Origin of the sequence: Paraburkholderia sp. MM5384-R2 (genome assembly GCF_014201025.1) — a bacterium.
In the GTDB taxonomy this organism is placed as follows: Bacteria; Pseudomonadota; Gammaproteobacteria; order Burkholderiales; family Burkholderiaceae; genus Paraburkholderia; species Paraburkholderia tuberum.
The window spans coordinates 57707-78701 of the sequence record NZ_JACHDI010000020.1; the positions used below are offsets into that span (position 1 = coordinate 57707).

A 20995-nucleotide genomic window follows, 5' to 3' on the forward strand; every position below is an offset into this window, starting at 1 on the left:
CTACGGCGCTCGCTCAGCGATGCGCGTCGGGCCTACCTCAGCCTCGATCGCATCGCGCAGCTCGGGGCGCCAGCCGACACCGAACAGCGCTTCGGCGAGCACGAATAGCGGGCCGATCAACAGGCCGATCACGTCGTCGACGAATGCCGGCTTGCGATGTTCGTAGGCCACGTGGCCGACGAACTGGAACACCCAGCCGACCACGAACAGCCCAATGCCGGTCGCGAGCCACACGAGCGTCGTTTGCGCGGCGATCCACTCGCCGAACCCGACACAGAGCGCCGAGACGCAGGCCATCAGCACGCCGAGCGGCACGTCGAGCGCGAGGTAGTAGACGGTCGCCGCCACGAACAGCAGCCACGCCGGCGACAACGTGACCGGGAACGTCCCGGCGCCAAACGACGGGCGGCTCAGCAACACCGCGAGCGCGAGCACGATCATCGGAATGCCGACGAAGTGCGTGGCGATATTGCGCCGGTCGCGATGGTAGGCCGCGTATTGCGTCAGTTGCTGCGTCAGCGTTCTCATCAGTGCCGCTCCTGTGTCAAAGTCAGCATAATCGCGGGCAGCGGATTTTCAAACCATCGGGTAGCCGACAATCAGCAACGACCGTCTACGGATATCGTCCATGACAGAGCGTTTTGCATCGAAGGAGCTTGCCGGGCTGCTCGAGCGCACGCCGGCTTACTGGCATGCGTTCGGTCTGCTGCTCGCGCACAAGCTGCGTCTGGCGTTCGAGGCGATCGAGGAAGCCGCGCTATTGCCGGCCGCACCGCGTGTCGCGCGGCGCCTTTTGCTAATGGCGGGCGGCTATGGCGAACCCGGCGCATTGCGCAACGTGCTGAAGGCCCCGCAGGAAGACCTGGCGATGATGCTCGCGTTGTCGCGGCAGACGATCAATCAGGTGCTCAAGCACTTCGAGGCGCAGGGCGCGTTGAAGCTGCGTTATGCGGAGATCGAAATCGTCGATGCCGACAAGCTGCGTGAACAGTCTCTCGTCGAGCGCATTTAACGCGCGCTCGGGTGGCTGACGCGACGTTTCAATGGACCGATCGTCGCGGCGGGCAACGTGGTGAGCAGCATGTGCAACGTGAAGTGGAGATCTTCGCGCGCGATGTCGAGTTGCACGCGGTCTTCTTCGCGCACGGTTTCCGTGTTGATTACATAGACGCCGAGCGGCGAATGAAGCAGTGCGCGCAAGTGAGCGTGCGGCAGCGTCACGAGTAGAGCCGCGCGCGCCGACGGAAACGCAATGACGTTGCTGTGTTGAACCTGCTTGCTGGCAGGTTGCGGCGAGAGCTTGTCGAGCGATTGGGTAAGAGCCATGTGATGCGGCGTTGGTGCGACGCGATGGTGAATTGGAACAATTCGAGAGTAGTCGTCCGCGAGTAAAGATGGTGCAAAAATTCGCGCGTTTGTTGGCAAAAAGATACGACGGGGAATGAAACGCGGCATAAAAAAGGCGAGTCATAAGACTCGCCCTCCCTGAACGGCACAGTCCGGCTTCGATCAACTTCTATTTGAACAGCACCTGCATGGCCGGTCAGCGCCGAAACCGATCACGTGTTATTGCGTTTTGGTCGTGTCGGCTTGTGCGCCGTCGGCTTTCGCCGGGGCAGTGCTGGCCTCTTTCGCACTCTCCGTTTTAGTCTTCGCTGCGCTCGTTTCGACGGCATTTTTGGCCGTGGACTTGTGGGCCTTCTTCGTATGGGCGGAAGTCTTTTTCACGTGCTTTTGCGTAGCGGCTTCGGCAGGCGCTTTCGTTGCGGTCGCGCCGGCTTGTACCGCGGTGCTTGCCTTCAGATTCGCCTGGCCGGTGGCTGGCAACTGCGTGGTTTGCGCGGGTTGTGCGGCAGACGGTGCGGCCGTTTGAGCAAAGGCGGTCGACACGAGCAGTGCGGAAGCAACAGCGGCGAAAAGCGTCTTCATGATGTGACTCCAGGTTGAATCGGTGGATTCGTTTGTCGCGGCTGAATCATTTCAGCGCTGCCGGTTTAACGTCGGGCGGAATACAGGAGTTGACGCCGCGCTGGTGACAAAACGTAAGTAGTGCGTCAGCGCGGATACATGTTGCGACTCACAAAGCGAATCCCCGGAGAGGCGCCACGCTCAATGAAGACGCGACCGCGGTCTTGCCGAGCAATTGCGCTAAAGCCTCCGGCGAGACCGCTGGGCTAAACAGGAAGCCCTGGGCCACCGTGCATCCGTGACGGACCAGAAACTCGCGCTGGACATCGAGTTCGACCCCTTCAGCGACGACATCGAAGCTCAGCGTTTCAGCAATCGCGATGATGGCAAGCGACAGAGCTTCGAGCTCCTTGTCTCTGCCGATTTCGCAAACGAAGGCGCGATCGATCTTGATGCGGTCGACGCTAAAGCGTTTCAGATAGCTGAGGCTCGAATAACCGGTGCCGAAGTCGTCGATAGCGATGGACACACCGAGTTCGCGCAGTTCACGAAAAGCTCGTTGCGCTTCTTCAGCGTTGCGCATCAACGTGCCCTCGGTGACTTCGAGCTCCAGCAGTTCGGCGGGCCAATGGGCATCGTCGAGTGCCGAGCGCACTACGCCAGGAAGGTCCGCCCGTTCGAGTTGAAGTGGCGAAACATTGACCGATATGCGCACGGGCGGAAGCACCGAGCGTACCCATGCGCTCGCCTGCAGACACGCCTGCCGCAATACCCACGTGCCGATGCTCTGGATCAGACCGGTTTCTTCGGCAAGCGGGATGAAGACGGCCGGCGAGACTTCACCGAGTTCGTCGTCGTGCCACCGCAAAAGTGCCTCGGCACCGACGATGCATCCGGTTTTCATGTCGATTTGCGGCTGATACGCCAGATACAACTCATTGGCTTTCGCCGCGCGCCGCAGTCGCGTCGTGAGCCGCAACTTCCCGGCGGCCGCCCGGCTCAGCTCCGGTTCGTAGAATTGATAGCCGTTTCTCCCGCGCGATTTCGCCACGTACAACGCGGCATCGGCATTTCGCGTGAGCAGTTCCGGCTGGGCGCCGTCTTGTGGAAAAGTACTGACGCCGATGCTTGCTTCGAGATAAAGCTCGTGCTCGCCGATGCGATACGGCTCGCTCATCTCGTGAATCAGCGTGTCCAGCATTTCGGTGAGTTGCTTCGCGTCGGCCCGTTCCGCGACGATGACGAATTCATCGCCCCCGTAACGCGCGACGAAATCCGTCGCGCGCAGCAGACGCTGAAGCCGTCGCGCCACGGCCTGTAGCAGCAAATCGCCAATGCGGTGTCCGAGCGAATCGTTGACGTCCTTGAAACGATCGAGATCGAGGAACAGGACGGAAATGTTCTGAGCTGTCGCTGCCGCGCGGACGAGCGACTCTGAAAGATGTTCGCCGAGCAGCACCCGGTTCGGCAGATCGGTCAGTGCGTCGTATCTGGCTTGATGCTCGAGTCTTGTGAGCGAACGACGAAGATGCGCTCCAATTCGCCCGTTCCAGTGAATCAGCGAAAGCAGCAACAAGGCCGAAGCGACGCCGCAGCTCAACAGCATGCGCGTAAACCACTTCCCATCCAACGAGGATTTGCTGACGACTAAAGCGACCTTGGCGTCGGCCGCGAGTCGTACGTCGACGACCCGCTCGAGAACGCTATAGAAATAGGCGTCGATTTCTTCGAGTCTGGGGTCGCCCACTGCCACACTGCCGGGATGTTCCGCGATCTTGCGCGCAAGACCAAAGCTCAGCTCGCTAAGTCTGCCGATCATGTCGTCCAGATCCGACAGCCTCGATATGCATTCCTGATTCTCGCTGCAGCTCTCGCGCGCATCGCGCGTCAACGCGAGCAGTTCCAGCATCGGAAAGCTATAAGCGGCGCGCTTGTAAAGCGGCACCGTTGCGATCGAGGTGTAGAGCGTCGCATGCTCATCGAGCATGACTTGCTGAACCTGGTCGAGATCATGGCGCAGCCGCCCGGAAGCCTGGATCGTCCGAAGCGAACTGTCCTGCTCGCTGCTCTGGCGGATTGCGAGGAAGGTACTCGTCGCAATGACAGCGAGAATGGCAAGTACGGCTATGACAGTACCGGCTTTGCGCGTTGCTTCCTGTCCCAAGGCCCTTCCCTTTCCGTCAACCCGGCGCGGGCGAACACCGACCCGCCCGGATAGTGAATGTTTAGGTGGCTGCATGACTTGCCTTAGGGCGCTGCGGATCTGCCTGTAACGGCGCGCGATGGGTCTGCTTATCCGCCTATCGATCGGCAAATTCCACGCGGTTGCGCCCGCTTCGCTTGGCGCGGTACAGAGCCGCATCGGCGAGGCCATATGCGGTGTCGAAACAGGTTCCGACCTCGTTGATGCTGACGCCAAAGCTGGCCGTGATGCGGCGCTCGACGGGTGGAACGACCAGCGAGTCACCGATGGCTTCTCGCATGCGCTCGGCAAGAATGGCACCGCTGGCCGGTTCATGACCGGGCAGCAGGACGGTGAACTCCTCACCGCCCACTCGCCCGATGAAGCCTTGTTCCCCGACGATTCTGCGCAGACAATCGACGACCCCCGAAATGACCGCGTCTCCGGTGGGGTGGCCGTAGTCGTCGTTGATCCGCTTGAATTCGTCGATGTCGAGGATGATCATCACCGCGCTGCTGATGCGCAAGACCTTGGTGGTCCGTTCGATCACGGCACTGCGGTTCAGTACGCCCGTCAACGCGTCGTGCGATGCGCGATACGCCAACTGCTGGGCCAGCGCCTGCATCTCGCGTTCGGCCCGGTCGCTGTGGCCGATCAGGCGCCGTGTCTCGCGCATCAGGCGCTGGAAGTGCTCGATCAGTTCGCCCAACGACTGGCGATACTCCGCGGGGTCCGCATCGATGATCGAATGCATGGCCCGAGCCTTTGCCAGCGCGGTGCTCTCGTTCTGGAACAGATCGGGTGCGCCGCCCGACGACACGTCAAGGGAAGAGGTCGAACGCACTTTACTTTCCCTGCTGCGCAATGGGACGATCGGTGAACTCGATCGCGCGGAAATCGGCTTTCAGTTCTTCGCCGAATTCGGCAATGGTCTCGTCTTCCTCGTCGCGATACCAGTTCATCGACACGCGGCTTCCCGATTCCGCCGCCTGATCGAGCGCGTCGAAGATGCTGAACAGCATTTTGGTACTCGAGCTGTTGAAGTACGTCAGCGCGACGTCGATGGTGATCTCGGCCCCGGCGTTCGCGGCGAGGTATTTGCGCATCTGCTCGATGATCGGCGCGTAAAAGGCGGCTGCGTTTTCGGGGTAGGACTCTCCCCTGATCGACAACGCGTGTTGGTCGAAGCGAAAATCGACTTCGGGCGACGTCGTCGTCGCCGGGATGTGTAGGTTTTCCATTGTTCGTGTGCCTTCCTGCTCAGATGATGGCCATGAGGCAAAACAGCGTGGTGCCCGGTTCGTCGGCACGCGGATGAAAAGCGAATTCAAGCGGCGCGCTCGCATCGCGCGCCATCGTCAGGAAGCCGAGCCCGGCGCCCTTGCTGTCTTTCGGAGCATCGGTGCGCAATGAAACCTTGTACGCTTGCTTGATTTCTTCGAGTGACATGTTGCGCAGAGGCTCCAACCTGCTTCGCAGGTCCTCGACTTCGGCGGTCGCGATGGGATTGACGCACAACATTACGTGATGTTCGCCGTGCCTGGAGATGCACACCGCGCCCTCGCGTATCTCGCCTGCCCGTTCGCCACCGGGCTCCAGCGCGTTCGACGAGTAATGAACGATGTTCTGTGCCAGCTCGATAAAGGACGAGAAGAGTTTGCGGCGAGTAGGACCGCTGACGCCGGCGACTTCGAGCTGCAGTTTCACGACTTCGCCCATCGACGCGACGATGTTATGGGAGAAGTAGCCCTTGTGATAGAAGAGCACGTTGCGCCGCTGCGCGAGTTCGAAAAAGGCGCTGTCTTGTTCTGGTAGTTGGGACATTCTGGGAATTCGCTAAATGCGGGCACAGAAAAGCGTGACGTCGTCACGGCGCGGTTGCTTGCCTTGCCACTGCGCGAGCGCGAGCCGGACGCGCTCGCAAATCGTCGCCGGCGTTTCGGCGCGGTTTTCGAGTATCAGGTCGAGCGCACGGCGCCGGCCGAAAGAAATGTTGCGCGGGCCGCCGATCTGATCGGCGAGGCCGTCGGTATAGATGAACAGCAGGCTGCCCGCCGTGACCGGAATCGAGCGCAAGCTCCACGCATAGTCGGCGCGACTGTCCACATAACCGACACCCATGCGGTCGGCGACGATCGTTTCGAACTCCGCGGCATCGGGCGACAGGATGTGCAGAGCGATCCTCGCGCCGGCAAAATGCAGCACGCTCTCCGTGGCGTCGAACCAGAAGAGTGCGGTATCCAGACCGTCGTTGGATTGGGTTCCTTCGTCGGCACTGTTCACTTGCCCAAGCAAGCCCTTGACGTATTGATTGACGGCCGCCAGTAGCGCGGCGGGGTCGCGCGGACCGATCTGTTCGAGCGCCTTCGACAGTGACGCCGAAGCAAGCAAGGTCATGAAGGCGCCCGGGACGCCATGTCCGGTGCAATCGGCAACAGCGCCAAACCAGCCGTTCGGAAAGGCCGCGAAATGATAGAAGTCGCCGCCGACGACGTCGCGAGGTTCCCAGACCATCGCCGCGTCGCGCAGCTTCATCGACAGGGTCTCGCTGGAAGCACGCAACATGGCGCGCTGTATCACGCTGGCGTACTCGATACTCTGCATGATCTGGCGGTTCTTCTCCGCCTGCATTTCCGCGACCGCACCGATAAGCTGCAGACCACTGCCGAGACCCGAGAAGAGTCCGTCACGTGTCACGATGAAACCATCGACCAGCGCTTTTTCTCCCGCCTCGACGGTCCTGAACGTCAGCGCTTCGATGCTCACGTCGGCGTCGACGATGAGCGGTTCCTTGTCCATGAACGCGATGCAACTCTTCTTGTCGTAAAGCTCTCGATGGAACGGCTTGCTCATTTGCGACATGAAGATATCGCGGTTGATCAGGCCGATGGGACGGTGGTCGTCGATGACAGCGAGACTTTGCATGTCGCGGCGTGCCGAGAAGATTTCCATGACCACGGAGTTGGGATCTTCAACGTCTACGGATGGAACTTCCTGGCACAAGTCTCCGGCAGTGCGCGGATTACCCTGTGCGGAAGAACGGCGAAATCTCGAGAACGCAGCATGCATGGCGACGCCAGTCGATGTGTGAAGAAACCTCGCACGCTAAGGTTTCTCTATGTACATTATGTGACAGAGGGGAGGCGATCCGCTCTATTGGCGCGAGATTAGAAAACTAGCGGTCACGCAAAGGTTTGCGTGACCGACATCAGTAAAAATTGCGATCTGCGAGGTTGCGCAAATGCAACGCCGCCGAATCCGTTATTGAAACGGGTTCTGCACGATACCCGGTTTAGCATCCGGCTCGTCGTGCACCTTTGCCGGTAAATCCTTCTGTGCCTGCAGGCTCGCGACGATCGCATCGAGCGCTTCCTTCAGCGCGAGCGCCGCCTTCAGTCCGCGTTGATCGCGCGTCAATTCGAGCGTGCCGTTCAGCACGACACGCGTCGTGCCATTGCTGAGCGTGAGCGCATCGCCTTGAATGTTGAGCACGTCGTCATCGTTCGAATAGGGCTTAAACACCTTTCAGTCCTCCTGGCCGCTGGTCCTTGAGGTTGTCCGGAATGCCCGGAAAGCGGATGCCCGACATCGCTTCGAGTTCGTGAATCGTGCGGATGTCGTAGCGGTTGGTCGCTACATTATCAACCACGACTGCGAAGGCCAGTTGACGCGACGGCACGTAGACGACCTTGTACAACTGGGTGGGCACGAACACGCGCGTCGGTCCGATCGTCTGCAATTGCTGGCCGGTGAACAGCGGTCCGGTGACGACGTACGTGTCGTCGTAGGCGAGTGCGATCTTGCGCACGGCAGTTTCGATGCGTGCCCACAATCGTTGGTTGTTCTGACGATTTTGCGGAACGATGTTCGCGAGCGAGAACGATTGCGCCATCGCCTCGTCGTTCCACCGATTACCCGCCGGACTCATATGACCGCGATCGAAGCCGCTGCGTTTGTAGTCGGCGAGTGTCGCGCCTTCGCCTTCGGGCAGACGCGCGTCTTCGAAGAACTTGTTGGTGCGCACCATGTCCTTCGCTTCTTCGATGTGCTCACGCGTCAGATGCTCGGCAGACCACAGCGGACCGTGCGTGATACCCGAATGCAGCACCGCGAAATCGCTATAACAAAGCAGGCGCGTTTTCGGCGCCATCTTCTGATTGGTGAGGACGGGCCATTGCGCATTCGGCGTGAATCCGGTGCAGGAAGGCGCCGCGCTCGCATGAGCGGCGACGGCGAGTAACAGACAGGCAAGCCACTTCTTCATGTGTCGGTGGTTCGATGAACGGGGACGCAAGTATAGCGTCGTGGCCCGCATCGAGCGACTGCACAATGCGAATCGAAGGAAGGGAATTGGAAACGGCAGAGGCGGCGTGCGCCGGACAAAAAAATGGGCCGCTTTGCAGCGACCCGAATGCGTGGACTTCCGAATCTACGCACGCAAGCTTAAGAAGGTCTTAAGGCGTGCGCTATCGCGGCAGGTTATGTTCGATTGCGCACGAACAGATTTACGCGTATGAACAGTGCTCGCGCAATGAGCCGGAAGTTTCGACCGGAAAAGAGAAGCGCGACGAATCGCGCCAGAACTTAATTACCGAACACGCTGTTTTCAGCGTGCACTTTTTGACGATCCACCGCCTGCAAACGCCAGAAGCCGCTAGTCGCCTTGCGTGTTTGCAGCGCGGTCCATGCAGCGGCGCCTTGCGCGGCGCTCACTCGCTCCTTGCGATCGACGTGCAGACCGCGCAACGTACAAAGCGGCGCGTCGGCGCTCGGTGCGCACAGCGTGGTCACGCCGTTTTCGTCGCGCAGTTCGCCCCATGGGGGCAGGTCGATCCCTTGATGCGCTTCTCTCGACCACCGATGTTCATCGGTATCGAGCCAGAGCACAGCGTAATCATGGCTTACGGTGGGATCGGAACCGTTAATCAGGATGGTCAGTCGCATATCAGTTCCGTTCATAAATTGCGAAGCGCCTTATCAGTCTAGGCGGCGCGGCGCTTTATGCAAGACAAAGGCATGCTGTGCGAATGGAAAATCAAGTCGCCAAAAGGTGTGGCGAGGTACGGTGAATCCTTACTGCGCCGCGGCGTACGCGATATGCATGCAGTAACGACCACATGCAGACCGCGAGCCGCGACAAATCAACGCAGCCGAGAGGGGCTCAAGCAAGATCGAGCGAAGCGGTCAGATCGCCGAGCGGCGCGAGTCCGTTGCTTGCGAATGCCTTGTCGCGCGCGACCACGCCATCGAGTGGCGCGAGTCCATGCACACGGTTAATGAAACGCAGAATCGAGTTCGTGTCGTACATCGTGTGATCGACATAAGCCTTCTTCGCCAGCGGCGAGATCACGAGCGCGGGAACGCGCGAACCCGGGCCCCAGCGATCGCCGATCGGCGGCGCGACGTGGTCCCACCAACCGCCGTTCTCGTCGACGGTGACGATCACGACCGTGTTCTGCCATTGTGGGCCGCGCTGGATGTGCTCGATCAGCGTCGCGATGTGACGGTCGCCCGAGGCGACGTCCGCATAGCCCGCGTGCATGTTCAGGTCGCCCTGCGGTTTATAGAACGTCACGGTCGGCAAACGTCCCGCGTCGATGTCGGCAATCAGGCGATTGGTCGACGCGTCGTTACCCATGCCGCCGTCGCGCAGATAGCGGCGGCGCGCGGCGGTGCCCGGCGCGTAATTGGCGAAGTAGTTAAACGGCTGATGGTGGTACTGGAAGTCGGGCATCGACCCCGTATCGCGATGATCGAGCGCGAATTGCCACGCGCCGCTGTACCACGCCCAGTCGATGCCCCTGCCGGTCAGCCGGTCGCCGATCGTCGCGTAATTCTGCGGCGGCATCACCCGCGGGTTCGACGGATCCGCGAAAGCCGGGTCGCCGCCTTCGGCCGGACGCACACTGCTCGGCTGATACGGCGGCGCCATCGTGTTGACGGCATAGCCGTCGGCGGTGAAAGCGCCGTCATTGACGAACTTCGGCGGCCCGTCGAGCGCCGACGCAGGCGAATTGGGCGCGAGCTTCAAACGGGTGCCGGTCGGATCGTCGCCTTCCACGACCGACACCATCTTCTTCGCCGGACTGTTTTGGATGTCCGGATAGTAGGGCGCCTGCGCCGAAATCAGGAAGATATGGTTCAGCCACGAGCCGCCGAAGGCGGCCATGAAGAAGTTGTCGCACAGCGTGTACTGCTGCGCGAGATTCCACAGACGCAGCGTGTCGGCGGAATTGCGGTAGTGCCCCATCACAAGGCCGCCGGAATCGCCCCACGCGGCGAACTGGTTGTTGCGCCCCGCGTTGATCTGCATCTGGTTCTGATAGAAGCGATGGATGAGGTCGCGCGTGATCACGCCGGTCGGCAGCGGCGCGCCGTGCGCATCGACGATGCGGAACGGCCGGTTGCGCAGATGATCGAGATCCTTTTCGCCGATCATGTAACGCTTGCCGTCCACTTCCTGCGCCTGCGGCACGAGCCCGCCCCAGATCGCCGGCAGCCGCGGCAGCGGCGTCTTGCCGTCGCGGTCGAGCTGGACGTATTGCTCGGCGGTGACCGCGTCGAGCGGATGCTGGACGCCCGGGTAGTTGCCGTACAGGTTCGCGAAGCTGCGATTCTCCGCGTAGATCACCACGATGTTCTTCACCTGATCGTGCAGCGCAGCGTTGAGCCGCAAGTCGGCGGCGCTGCGCGGCGGCCCGTTGCCCGCGAGTGCCTCGCCTGTTTTGCAGCCGGTCAGCGCAAGGCCGAGGCCGACCGCCGCGAGACCGGTCAGTACGCGCCGGCGTTCGGGATCGTCGGGGGCGTCGTCGGTGTTATCGATTGAATCGGGGTTGTCCAGTTTCGGCGGCAGGTGAGGATCGTGGTCGGTCATCGGTGAGTTCCGAAGGAGACGTGACAGTCGCATCGGGGCCGCTCGAAGCGGCGCGCGCGACACCGGTTACGGGTCCGCCGAGGGCGGCAGGGCTTGCGGCTTTACGGCAGCCGACGCTTGACGCACCAACTGTGATGCGTGGCATCGACGGCCAATAGTAGCCAGTGCCGTGCGTCGATCGGATGACGTTTTTGCGTCGCATAACGGTCGACGGTCAATTCGAGTTCGTCGTGTGCGCGCCGATGGCAGGTGGCGTGCGCACCGGAACCGTCCGCGAATTCGACGCGCGCCTCGGCGACGTTTGACGCGCAGGCCGGCTCGGGAAGATTCGCGACGCGCACCGCGCAGCCGGGATAAAGATGCGAGTCGGCAACCTGAATCTGGACCGCGTTGGACATGACGTGGCCTCCTACGCTTGGGCGGCGCGAGCGAGCGGCTGGAATACACCGCGCCACCGGACCGGATCAAAGCATAGCACCGCGCATGGCCGATTCGCCGCATGCTTCGCGCTATCATCCTGAATTGAACCCGATGAACCGCATAGAGACGGCAGCCAAGATGGCAAAAGAAGAGCAGACAGGAGTGGGACGCAGGCAGGCCAAACCGCGTGCGGCAGTGTATGAACGGGTGCGCGAGAGCGCGGCGCTTGGCTATGCGGTCAGCGAGGCGTCGTTCGAGCGGGGGATTTCGGTGGTGAGCGCGCCGGTGCGTGACCAGAGCGGTAAGATCGCCGCCGCGTTGACGGTGACGATCCCGCGTTCGGATATCGGCGAGACCGCCGAGCGCGAACCGCTGATCATCGCCGGATGCCATGCGGCGCTGGAGCTGTCCGAGCGCCTGAGCTATCGCCCGAGGCAGGACGATCCGACCGCGATGCAGGCGCGCCGCAGATCGGTTGCCGCGCATTGAGTGCGCGCTGCCTTCACGGCGCAACTACTTCAAATACTTATTTCATATCTGTCGGCGAGTCCTGCTGCACTGCACAGCCGGACTCGCCGTGTCACGTCGTCAAAATCATCAGAACGACGATCTTCGCGCCGGCGATCGTGTCGAAGACGATGATCGGCGGCAACCTGGAAGTGGCGTTCTATATCCTCGCCGCCGTGCCGTTCATCGCGGCGGTGGCGGTGCACTTCCTCGGTATCGAAACCAAGGGCAAGGTGCTGGAGCAGCTCGAGGCTTGACCGGGACTGCGTGATGACCGCTTGAGCAGTAAAACGAAAGGCGCACCGGGTGGTGCGCCTTTCGCCGTTAATAGGCCTCTCTGATGAAGCGCGGTGCGTTAGAGCGCTCTGCGATACACAACGAAGCCGGACTTATCCGCGACCTTGTCATAGAGCTGCATCGCGGTGTGATTCGTCTCGTGCGTCTGCCAGTAGACGCGTTGCGCACCGTCGGCTTTTGCGCGCGCATAGACGGCCTCGATCAGCGCACGGCCGACACCCTTGCCGCGCTCGCTATCGAGCGTATACAGGTCCTGTAGATAGCAGATCGGCCCCGCCATCGTCGTATGACGGTGATAAAGAAAATGCACGATGCCCTGCAACTGCCCGGCGCGTTCCGCGACGAACGCATGCATCGGCTCGTAGCCATCGAAAAAGCGATTCCACGTGATTTGCGTGATCTCGCGCGGCAACGCGGTCTCGCCCGAGCGGCCATAAAACGCGTTGTAGGCGTCCCATAGCGGCAGCCATGCATCGAAATCGTCACGGGTGACGGCGCGAATCTGCAGCGGGGCGGACATGTGGATGGTTCCTTTGAAAAGCTGTGGAACCGCCAGCATAAAAAATTTGCGACGCGATTGTTAGCTCCACCATGCTCGCAAAATCTGGAGCCACGACGCGTGCGACAGTGCGGTGAGCCGATGAATCACCGCATGCCGCGAGTCAGTGCTTGCTATGTTGCTTGTGGCGCAGCTCGTTACGGACCTTCTTCGCGGCGAACAGCGGCACGTAGTCGAACACGCGCGCCTCGTTCCGGAATTCGGCGAGCGTATCGGCGTACATGCGCGACACCGTTTCCGCCGGCGTGTCGGTTTCCTCGGCGATGCTTCGGACCACTTCGTCTACATTCGGCTCAGGCTGCGACATGGGCTCTCTCCGGGTAGGGCGGCGGGCTGGATGGACGGTACGCGGACGGCAGGAGTCCATTACAGGATGCGAACCGCGAGCGCGCCAATTGAATCGACCTATCGTTCGACTGATTTCACAGAGATTTTTTTCTTGCGCTGCGGCAAGCGCCCACGCGGTGAGGGCGTGCGGAAAATCAACTGGCTGCGCGGTGGTGAATACCCGGTGAATCTCTGGGAAGCGCGCAGGGTGAAGCGAACGGCGTCTCTACTTCTCGACCTTCTGCGCCACATGCGCGATCCGGTCGCGCACGAGGCCGATCGCCTGCTTCAAAGCGTAAACATCCTGAAAGTAGCGGTACGGAATTCGGATCTGACTAGCGTTCGCGTCGATGCTTTCAATCTCCTCACTCCATTGCGCGATCTGCGCGCGAGACGGCTCGGCGTTCTTCCACACTTCGTCCTCGAGCGCCTTGATCGCGCGGTACCAAACGATCAGGCGTTTCTTCATCCGCGCTTCGAGCATGCGCGGCAGCGCCTGCGCGAGGCCGATCAGCAGCGCGAGGAACGGCACCAGAATCAGCAGCCGCCGTTCGATCAGACTCGCGAGCCAGAACGGCAGGTAGCGATACAGAAACGGCCGGCCCGATTTGAAGTACCGCACGCTTTCGTCGGAGATCGGGAATTCTTCGGTGTTCAGATTGGGGAACCTGCCGAGCGGCGTGAAGTAGTCCTCGCCGCCGTGTACCGTGCGCGCCGCGTCGAGCAGCAGATAGACGAGCGCCGGATGCAGCGTGTCCTTCGACACGAGCAGCGCCGTCGCCGCGAGCAGCGTGACGTCGCTGCGCGGCAGATCGTCGGCGACGCTCGTCGAGGCACGCGGCAAGATGATCTTCGACAGCGATGGGAATTTTTGCGCCAGCGCATCGGCCTGCGCGAAGCTCATCAGCTTCAGGTTGCTGGTGAGCAGCGTGTGCTGCATGTCGGCGTCGGGCCGGCCAATGAAGAATGCCGCGTCGACCTGACCGCTTTCGAGCCCCTGGTATGCGGCGTTCGCGTCCATCTGCAGCAGCGTCGAGTTCTGACTCGTGACGCCGCTATAGCCGAGCAGCACCTGCGAGACGTTGAGCAACCCGCTGCCTGGCACGCCCATCGAAATGCGCTTGCCGCGCAGTTGCGACAGCCGGTCGATCGTCGCATCGCCGCGATAGAACACCCAGATCGGTTCGTACGACACGGCGGCGATGGTTTGCAGATTGTCCGTGTCTTTCGGACTGGTCGTGCCCGACTGGATGAAGCCGACCTGATAGGCGCTGTCCGGGTCCGCGAGCCGCTGGTAGTTTTCGACCGAGCCCGACGAGCTACGGATGTCGAGCTTGATGCCTTCGCGCTTGAGCACCGGCGCGTAGCGATCGGCGAAGCCGCGATAGATGCCGCCGTCCGCACCGGTGGTGATGACGATCGTGCGCTGGAACGCGGGCTCGAGCACGAGCGAGAGCATCCAGCCGAATGCGGCGATGAGCACGATCGCGCCGACGATCAGAAGACACCGGCGCCGCCGCGTCGTCGGGGTTGTCGGGCTGCGGTACAGCGCGGGGTCTGGTCTCGGCATCGTTACACGGTTTGGTCAGGTCCGGCCTTGGTGACTAATGGGATGGAGGCGGTCTCTATTTCCTCAACTTTACGATATCAGGGGGTTTTATTGGATAGTCAGTGATGTGCATTGAAAAGGTCTGGCTGACACTGTCATCGGGGCACAGGTCGGTTGGCCCTGATGTCGAAGATTCCGGTAACGACGCCGTTGCTGCCGTCTTGGGCATACTGGACTATGTATTCCTTCTTCCCCCCGGCTGCCCGATCATCATCTGGACCGTCACGCGTTGCGCCTCGGATCGTTCTGACTTGCGTCCGCGTTGATTGCACTATTCGGCAGACGGTTTCACTTGCGTCCAGACTAGTGGTGCTTCAGTCGTCACTTGCAGGCGTGCCCGAAGCTCGGGGTGCGCCTTAGTGTGGCAGAGCATCGCCATGCTTCCGAGCTTCCGTGCGTCTTCATCCGTAATTGGGGTGTCGGAGTTTTCGGGCGCATCCGGGGGGACCGGAATTGTAAGCGCGCGATCGATCGCAGATTGCACGTGCGCACGCTGAACGACGCAAAATTTGATTTGCTGCGCTTGCTCGTCGTAATAGGAAATGAAGGCGGATTCGTTAATTACTAGAACGCTCTGCAAGTCTGGTAGATGGAGAACGCTTTTCGCTTGCACAGTAGGTACGTTCGGGAATCTGTGAATGTAGCGCCGATCATGTCGCACGCCATCATATCCTGCTCGTACTTCGCAATGCATTCCGCTTCATGCCCTTCACTCACTCCGCGCGCTGCAATGGTCTGCACGAACCGCGGCAGCTATAAGCCCGGTTGCCATTTTTCGTTATCCAAATCCATTTAACGAGAGGTGCAGTGAACAGCAAAGGGTCTGCTCGTGGCTTCGCAGGTCCGAGCCCCAACAGCGTGAATCACAACAGTGCTGTTAGTGCCGTGGTAGCGGCATACCAGATAGGGGTCAACGCCCGTTAAATCCCACTGGTCAGATGTTTTTCCTGACGCAGGAATAAGGTCTGCCTCGTGCTCTGGAGGGCCATCGAACAGGGATGCGTTATCCAGAACATGATGTTGCCCTCCTGAGGAAAGCGCGTTTGGGCATTTGAATTGGACCTGTGTTGGCGACGCGCACGCGGCGCTTGTTGCCAGGAGGCAAACTGCCAGGAAAAGCACCTTATTCGACAACATAATATCGGCTGCCATCATTAACGGGCGAGCCCTTGCCGCGACGGAAGTGGATAGTACGCCGATGCGGAGGTTGTTTGGTATGTCCGTTCCACTGGTCAATCACAGTGATTCCAGCCAGTGTTTGCCCGAGATAAATTGCCGCGTGGCTGGTTCCGTTCGTGTGATTTCCATAGCGTCCATTGCTGTCGAATGTAGCTATTACGGTTCCTTTGTGGATGAGGACATTGCCCTGGACCCGGTCTCCCTTTTTCCACAAGGAAGACGGCGGAATTTTCACAACAGCATGAACTAGTGTAACGCACTGGCCATTCCCGACCAGATGCCCTTGGTTGATCAGATCATCTGCCTTTTCCGTATCAGCGACATAGCGCATCTTTTCTACTTCTCCTTTGCCAGTAAAAGGGACAAGACTCAACGCACACACTAGCGAGCCCAGCCCATCCAAACAAGCAGTACTCGAGTTTTCAGATATTGACGATCCACTGATTAGTCCGTCCAGATTGCGATTCAGCTTCTCGCGAGCGAGAAACAGCCCTCCTGCTCATTGTGTCGCAATGTGTCGGGTAGCTCCGCCTCGAGTCAACCGCTGTGCTGCACTACGCCCCCGCCCCCACCCCCACCTCACCCCCCAACTCCCGCGCAATAAACTCGACAAACGCGCGAATACGATTCGACATCTGATGCCGCGGCGAATACACCGCGAAGATATCCGCATTCGGCGTGTCGTGATCGGGCAGCAACTGAACGAGCGATCCTTCCGTCAGATACTGCCGGATGTCCCATTCCGCGCGCATCAGGATGCCGTGTCCTTCGAGCGCCCATTTGACGGCGATCTCGCCGTCGTTGGTGGTTAGCGTGCCCTTGATCCGCACCGCCTCGGTCTTGCGCGCGCCGCCGCGTCCCGAGGTCAGCCGCCACACGCCGTACGCTTCGTCGCCCTGACGAATGCCGATGCAGTTGTGGCGCGTCAGATCGTGCGCCGTGAGCGGCATGCCGTGCGCCGCGAGATACGACGGCGCCGCGCACAGCAGACGCCGGTTCGGCGCAAGCCGGCGCGCGACCACGCGGGTATCGGGCGGCTCGCCGAAGCGGATGCAGACGTCGAAGCTGTCGTCGGTAAGCGGCGGGGGCGTGACCGACAACTGCAGTTGAACCGACACCTGCGGATACCGCGCGACGAAGCGCGAGATCGCCGGCCCGACATGGCTGCGCCCGAAGCCGAGCGTCGCGTTCACGCGCAGCAAGCCCTTCGGTGTCTTCTTCGCCGAGCCGAGCAGTTCGGCCAGTTCGTCGATCTCGTCGAGAATCCGCCGCGCGCGCTCGAGGTATAGCTCGCCTTCGGGCGTCAGCATCATGCGGCGCGTCGTGCGGTTCACGAGCGCGACGCCCGCGCGCTGCTCCATCTGGGTCAGGCGCTTGCTGACGGCCGCCGCGGTCAGCCCCAGTTCGCGCGCGGCCGCGCTGAGGCTGCCGCCCGCGGCGAGCGTCGAGAAAAAGCCCAGATCGGCTGGCTGGACGGTGTCGCGCATCGTCTTTTCCGCGCCTTCGCATTTGTGAATGCAAGTTAAAGATGCTTTGAGTTTAGCACCGGTTTTTACCCGTGGCATCGCGCTAGAGTCCGCTCACGCCATTCACCAAGCACAGGACGCAGACATGAAGACCTATCGCATCGCAACCATCCCCGGCGACGGCATCGGCAAGGAGGTCGTGCCGGCCGGCGCGCAGGTGCTCGAGGCGCTCGCGAAGACCACGCGCGCCTTCACGTTCGAGTTCGAGAACTTCGACTGGGGCGGCGACTACTATCGTCAACACGGCGTGATGATGCCGGCCGACGGGCTCGACGCGATCCGCAACAAAGATGCGATCCTGTTCGGCTCGGCGGGCGACAAGGACATTCCCGATCACATCACGCTGTGGGGTCTGCGGCTAAAAATCTGCCAGGGCTTCGACCAATACGCGAACGTGCGCCCGACGCGCATCCTGCCCGGCATCGACGCACCGCTGAAGTACTGCAAGCCCGAGGATCTGAACTGGGTGATCGTCCGCGAAAATTCGGAGGGTGAATATTCGGGCGTCGGCGGCCGCGTGCATCAGGGCCATCCGATCGAAGCCGCGACCGACGTGTCGATCATGACGCGCGCCGGCGTCGAGCGCATCATGCGCTTCGCGTTCCGCCTCGCGCAGTCGCGCCCGCGCAAGCTGTTGACCGTGATCACGAAGAGCAACGCGCAGCGTCATGCGATGGTGATGTGGGACGAGATCGCGCTCGAAATCTCGAAGGAGTTTCCGGACGTCACGTGGGACAAGGAACTCGTCGACGCGGCGACCGCGCGCATGGTCAATCGTCCCGCGACGCTCGACACGATCGTCGCCACCAATCTGCACGCCGATATTCTCAGCGACCTCGCGGCCGCGCTCGCCGGCAGCCTCGGCATCGCGCCGACCGGCAACATCGATCCGGAGCGCCGCTATCCGTCGATGTTCGAGCCGATCCACGGCTCCGCGTTCGACATCATGGGCAAGGGGCTCGCGAATCCGGTCGGCACGTTCTGGTCGGTCGTGATGCTGCTCGAACACCTCGGCGAATTCGACGCGGCCAGGCGCGTGATGCAGGCCGTCGAGGCGGTCACCGCGAACAACGCGTTGCATACACGCGACCTCGGCGGCACGGCCACGACCGCGCAGGTGACGGCGGCCGTGTGCGGGTTCATCGAGCGGGCGGCGACGCCCGCGGCGAACGCGGCTTGAGCGCCGGCTTCGCGCGAACTGAAGCGGACTGAGCGGAACCGCGCGCAAATCAGGCGCGCGGTCTACGCCCCGGCCACGACGTGGCCGGCACACAACCTTGACTCGATTAGCTCGGCCCAACGTCGGCCGGCGCGAGGCTCGCGCGCGGTCAACAGCCGCGCGCCGCAGGAGGAGACAATGACTTCGGAACTCGAAAGCCGGGTGTCCCGCAAGCTGATGCTGCGGATCATCCCGTTCGTCATGCTGTTGTACTTCGTGAGCTTTCTCGATCGCGTGAATGTGGGTTTTGCCGCGTTGTCGATGAACAAGGCGATCGGTCTTTCGCCGACCGCGTTCGGCCTCGGCGGCGGGCTCTTCTTTATCGGCTATTTTCTGTTCGAAGTGCCGTCGAACCTGATCCTGCACAAGGTCGGCGCGCGGCGCTGGATTGCTCGCGTGATGGTGTCGTGGGGGCTCGTGTCGCTCGCGTCGGCGTTCGTCGTCGGGCCGAACAGTTTCTACGCGCTGCGCTTCATTCTCGGCGTCGCGGAAGCGGGCTTCTTTCCCGGCATCATCCTGTATCTGAGCCTGTGGTTTCCGGCGCGGCAGCGTGCGGTCGCCGCGGCATGGTTCATGGCCGCCGCGCCGATCTCGACTGCGATCGGCTCGCCGATTTCCGGCGCGATCATGAAACTGCCGCCGATTGCCGGACTCGTCAACTGGCAAATGCTCTACATACTCGAAGCGTTGCCCGCGATCATCCTCGGCTTCTGCGTGCTCAGGTATCTGACCGACAAGCCCGCGCAAGCCGAGTGGCTGCAGCCTGAAGAGCGCGACTGGCTGATCGCGAGGCTGAAGCTCGAAGCCGACGCGCGGCACGCGCATGCGGGCCACACGGCCGGCGCGCTCAGCGCGTTGCGCGATCCGCGCGTGCTCGCGCTCGCGCTGATCTACTTCGGCACCTCGGCGGGACTTTATACGCTCGGCTTGTGGGCGCCGCTGATCATTCGCCAATACGGTTTCGGCACGTTCGAAACCGGCTTGCTCGCCGGCGTGCCGAGCGTGCTCGCGGTGATCGCGATGGTGCTATGGGCGAAGCACTCGGATCGCACCGACGAACGGACGTGGCACGTCGCGATTCCGTGTGCGCTTGCTTGCGTCGGCTTCGTGTTCGCCGGTAATGCGACCACCGCGTTGATGATCGTGCTTGCGCTCGTCGTCGTGAACGTCGGAATCAGTGCCGCAAAGGCGCCGCTGTGGGCGATGCCGAGCATGTTCCTGTCGGGCGCCGGAGCGGCGGCGGGCATTGTCATGATCAACTCGATCGGCAATCTCGGCGGCTTCGTCGGGCCGTTTGCGATCGGCTGGCTCAAGCACGTGACGGGCGGCTATACGGCAGGGCTTTATGTGGTCGGGGCGACGTTGGCGGTGTCGGCGGTCGTGACGCTGATGTTGAGCCGGCAGACGAAGCATGCGCCGGTCGCAGTGGGCGAACGGCCGGGGCATTGAGCGAAGCACCGATGAAGCGAGCGCGCCGCCGGTTGAAGAGCCGGCGGCAACCGCGAATTCATCCGATACGTCAGTACCCCACTACCGGAAGCCGTAGACCAGAACCTTCTTCCCTTCGAACGCCTCCTGCACACCTTGCACGCAATCCATCGGGCAACTGTAGCCGTCGGGGGCCGACGCGGCCGACGGGATGCTCGCCCGATAGACGACGGATTCGACCTGCGTGCCGTCCGAAGTGACCACGATGTTCAGGTCGGTCACGACGCCGGCTGGCGTGGGTCCTCCGGCGATATAGACAATCGACATGGTGCCGGTGCAATCGGAGTTCACCGAGTAAGTGCCTTTCTGCGCCGGATTGAAGGTTATCTGCCCACCTTTCGGCACGCCGTTGATGCTCCCGAAATCGGTGCGGGTAAATTTGCCGTTGCCGTCGAATGTCACGAGGGCGACGTCATCGAGGATCGACTGGGTGGCGAACGGATGCAGCACGTTGCTCGAATCCAGCAACCCAAGGATCACGCCGTGACCGATGAACCCATAGGGTCCTTTTAGCGTTGCGTTCGAGCAAAGACCGCCGCCACCGCCACGGCCCCGGTCGCCGTCATCACCACCGGCCTGCGCGGTGCCACTCAGCGACAGAAGTGCAACGGCTACAGCCGACCAAATGCTTAATTGCCGGGTCTTCATCTTCATCTCCTTGTCAGCGAATCAGGCGCGTGAAATCGCGGCGTGCAAGGGGCCTATCGGCTGCCGGATCAGGCGCCTGATTCAATCAAGCGAAAATAGTCGATTTGAAATGGCCGCAGCGATACCTGGTCGCCGTCGTGTGAGGGACCAGGGGCGGGCCAAAGTGGTGAATGGCGAAACGCTTTCACCAAGCAGTCGTATTTCGCCCGGTGTCGGCGGATACGTGCGGAAGGGATGCACGAAAGTCCGCGC

The 20995-nt window shown here is 61.5% G+C and carries 23 protein-coding genes and 3 pseudogenes; 6 read left to right on the forward strand and 20 right to left on the reverse strand.

Features of this window, described 5'->3' with window-relative positions:
• Entirely contained in the window at positions 1-528 is a 528-nt protein-coding gene (locus HDG37_RS27080; RefSeq protein ID WP_184052779.1) for a DUF962 domain-containing protein, read from the reverse strand.
• 127 nt (positions 529-655) lie between these two features.
• Here HDG37_RS27080 and HDG37_RS27085 point away from each other — a divergent pair.
• Positions 656-1012, forward strand: a pseudogene (locus tag HDG37_RS27085) (Crp/Fnr family transcriptional regulator); the annotation flags it as partial.
• On the opposite strand, the gene HDG37_RS27090 reads toward HDG37_RS27085, so the two are convergent.
• From HDG37_RS27090 to HDG37_RS27100, 3 genes are all read right to left on the reverse strand, one after another.
• Positions 1009-1326, reverse strand: coding sequence for a hypothetical protein (locus HDG37_RS27090; RefSeq protein ID WP_184052781.1), 318 nt, complete (start codon positions 1324-1326; stop codon positions 1009-1011). The pseudogene HDG37_RS27085 and the gene HDG37_RS27090 overlap by 4 nt on opposite strands.
• A gap of 240 nt (positions 1327-1566) precedes the next feature.
• On the reverse strand, positions 1567-1929 hold the full coding sequence (locus HDG37_RS27095; protein ID WP_090808080.1) for a hypothetical protein: 363 nt from the start codon (positions 1927-1929) through the stop codon (positions 1567-1569).
• Between the two features lie 148 nt (positions 1930-2077).
• Positions 2078-3895 (reverse strand): bifunctional diguanylate cyclase/phosphodiesterase, encoded by a 1818-nt coding sequence (locus tag HDG37_RS27100; RefSeq protein ID WP_260335060.1) that lies wholly within the window; start codon positions 3893-3895, stop codon positions 2078-2080.
• Here HDG37_RS27100 and HDG37_RS39525 point away from each other — a divergent pair.
• On the forward strand, positions 3881-4126 hold the full coding sequence (locus HDG37_RS39525; RefSeq protein ID WP_260335061.1) for a hypothetical protein: 246 nt from the start codon (positions 3881-3883) through the stop codon (positions 4124-4126). The two genes, HDG37_RS27100 and HDG37_RS39525, sit on opposite strands and share 15 nt — an antisense overlap.
• A gap of 82 nt (positions 4127-4208) precedes the next feature.
• Here the strand turns inward: HDG37_RS39525 and HDG37_RS27105 are convergent, their stop codons facing one another.
• The 9 genes from HDG37_RS27105 to HDG37_RS27145 all read right to left on the reverse strand — a co-directional run bounded on the left by HDG37_RS27105 (position 4209) and on the right by HDG37_RS27145 (position 11362).
• Positions 4209-4934 carry a GGDEF domain-containing protein gene (locus HDG37_RS27105; protein ID WP_184052785.1) on the reverse strand — a complete coding sequence of 242 codons (726 nt, stop codon included), beginning with the start codon at positions 4932-4934 and terminating at the stop codon, positions 4209-4211.
• 1 nt (position 4935) lies between these two features.
• Entirely contained in the window at positions 4936-5331 is a 396-nt protein-coding gene (locus tag HDG37_RS27110; RefSeq protein WP_090808074.1) for a DUF1987 domain-containing protein, read from the reverse strand.
• Positions 5332-5350: 19 nt separating this feature from the next.
• Complete coding sequence (locus tag HDG37_RS27115; RefSeq protein WP_184052787.1) at positions 5351-5914, reverse strand: SiaB family protein kinase; 564 nt, start codon at positions 5912-5914, stop codon at positions 5351-5353.
• Between the two features lie 12 nt (positions 5915-5926).
• Positions 5927-7042, reverse strand: coding sequence for a SpoIIE family protein phosphatase (locus HDG37_RS27120; protein WP_184052789.1), 1116 nt, complete (start codon positions 7040-7042; stop codon positions 5927-5929).
• 309 nt (positions 7043-7351) lie between these two features.
• Positions 7352-7612, reverse strand: coding sequence for a hypothetical protein (locus HDG37_RS27125; RefSeq protein ID WP_184052791.1), 261 nt, complete (start codon positions 7610-7612; stop codon positions 7352-7354).
• Positions 7605-8354: a DNA/RNA non-specific endonuclease gene (locus HDG37_RS27130; protein ID WP_090808067.1), complete on the reverse strand. Its 750-nt coding sequence runs from the start codon at positions 8352-8354 to the stop codon at positions 7605-7607. Before HDG37_RS27130 ends, HDG37_RS27125 begins: the two co-directional genes overlap by 8 nt.
• Before the next feature lie 320 nt (positions 8355-8674).
• On the reverse strand, positions 8675-9034 hold the full coding sequence (locus tag HDG37_RS27135) for a DUF3564 domain-containing protein (RefSeq protein WP_129956126.1): 360 nt from the start codon (positions 9032-9034) through the stop codon (positions 8675-8677).
• 217 nt (positions 9035-9251) lie between these two features.
• The gene (locus HDG37_RS27140) at positions 9252-10964 is read right to left on the reverse strand and encodes an acid phosphatase (RefSeq protein WP_184052793.1); all 1713 of its coding nucleotides are present in this window, start codon (positions 10962-10964) and stop codon (positions 9252-9254) included.
• 101 nt (positions 10965-11065) lie between these two features.
• Positions 11066-11362: a hypothetical protein gene (locus HDG37_RS27145; RefSeq protein WP_184052795.1), complete on the reverse strand. Its 297-nt coding sequence runs from the start codon at positions 11360-11362 to the stop codon at positions 11066-11068.
• 217 nt (positions 11363-11579) lie between these two features.
• On the opposite strand from HDG37_RS27145, the pseudogene HDG37_RS27150 reads away from it, so the two are divergent.
• Positions 11580-11873, forward strand: a pseudogene (locus HDG37_RS27150) (IclR family transcriptional regulator C-terminal domain-containing protein); the annotation flags it as partial.
• A 119-nt stretch (positions 11874-11992) separates the two neighbouring features.
• Positions 11993-12148 (forward strand): annotated as a pseudogene (locus tag HDG37_RS27155) (MFS transporter); the annotation flags it as partial.
• Between the two features lie 98 nt (positions 12149-12246).
• Here HDG37_RS27155 and HDG37_RS27160 read toward each other — a convergent pair.
• From HDG37_RS27160 to HDG37_RS27180, 6 genes are all read right to left on the reverse strand, one after another.
• Complete coding sequence (locus HDG37_RS27160; RefSeq protein WP_184052797.1) at positions 12247-12708, reverse strand: GNAT family N-acetyltransferase; 462 nt, start codon at positions 12706-12708, stop codon at positions 12247-12249.
• A 142-nt stretch (positions 12709-12850) separates the two neighbouring features.
• Positions 12851-13054 (reverse strand): DUF3562 domain-containing protein, encoded by a 204-nt coding sequence (locus tag HDG37_RS27165; RefSeq protein ID WP_184052799.1) that lies wholly within the window; start codon positions 13052-13054, stop codon positions 12851-12853.
• A 246-nt stretch (positions 13055-13300) separates the two neighbouring features.
• A complete protein-coding gene (locus tag HDG37_RS27170) occupies positions 13301-14644 on the reverse strand; it encodes a TAXI family TRAP transporter solute-binding subunit (protein WP_184052801.1) in 1344 nt (447 codons plus the stop codon).
• A gap of 831 nt (positions 14645-15475) precedes the next feature.
• Positions 15476-15838 carry an STY0301 family protein gene (locus HDG37_RS40430; RefSeq protein WP_409260249.1) on the reverse strand — a complete coding sequence of 121 codons (363 nt, stop codon included), beginning with the start codon at positions 15836-15838 and terminating at the stop codon, positions 15476-15478.
• Complete coding sequence (locus HDG37_RS27175; RefSeq protein WP_184052803.1) at positions 15807-16193, reverse strand: BPSL0067 family protein; 387 nt, start codon at positions 16191-16193, stop codon at positions 15807-15809. The genes HDG37_RS40430 and HDG37_RS27175 overlap by 32 nt, the downstream gene beginning before the upstream one ends.
• Before the next feature lie 223 nt (positions 16194-16416).
• Positions 16417-17349 carry a LysR substrate-binding domain-containing protein gene (locus HDG37_RS27180; RefSeq protein WP_184052805.1) on the reverse strand — a complete coding sequence of 311 codons (933 nt, stop codon included), beginning with the start codon at positions 17347-17349 and terminating at the stop codon, positions 16417-16419.
• 124 nt (positions 17350-17473) lie between these two features.
• On the opposite strand from HDG37_RS27180, the gene HDG37_RS27185 reads away from it, so the two are divergent.
• A complete protein-coding gene (locus tag HDG37_RS27185) occupies positions 17474-18568 on the forward strand; it encodes a tartrate dehydrogenase (protein ID WP_184052807.1) in 1095 nt (364 codons plus the stop codon).
• A 177-nt stretch (positions 18569-18745) separates the two neighbouring features.
• Positions 18746-20056: an MFS transporter gene (locus HDG37_RS27190; protein WP_184052809.1), complete on the forward strand. Its 1311-nt coding sequence runs from the start codon at positions 18746-18748 to the stop codon at positions 20054-20056.
• 81 nt (positions 20057-20137) lie between these two features.
• On the opposite strand, the gene HDG37_RS27195 is transcribed toward HDG37_RS27190, so the two are convergent.
• The gene (locus HDG37_RS27195) at positions 20138-20743 is read right to left on the reverse strand and encodes a hypothetical protein (RefSeq protein WP_184052811.1); all 606 of its coding nucleotides are present in this window, start codon (positions 20741-20743) and stop codon (positions 20138-20140) included.
• Positions 20744-20995: the final 252 nt, after the last annotated feature.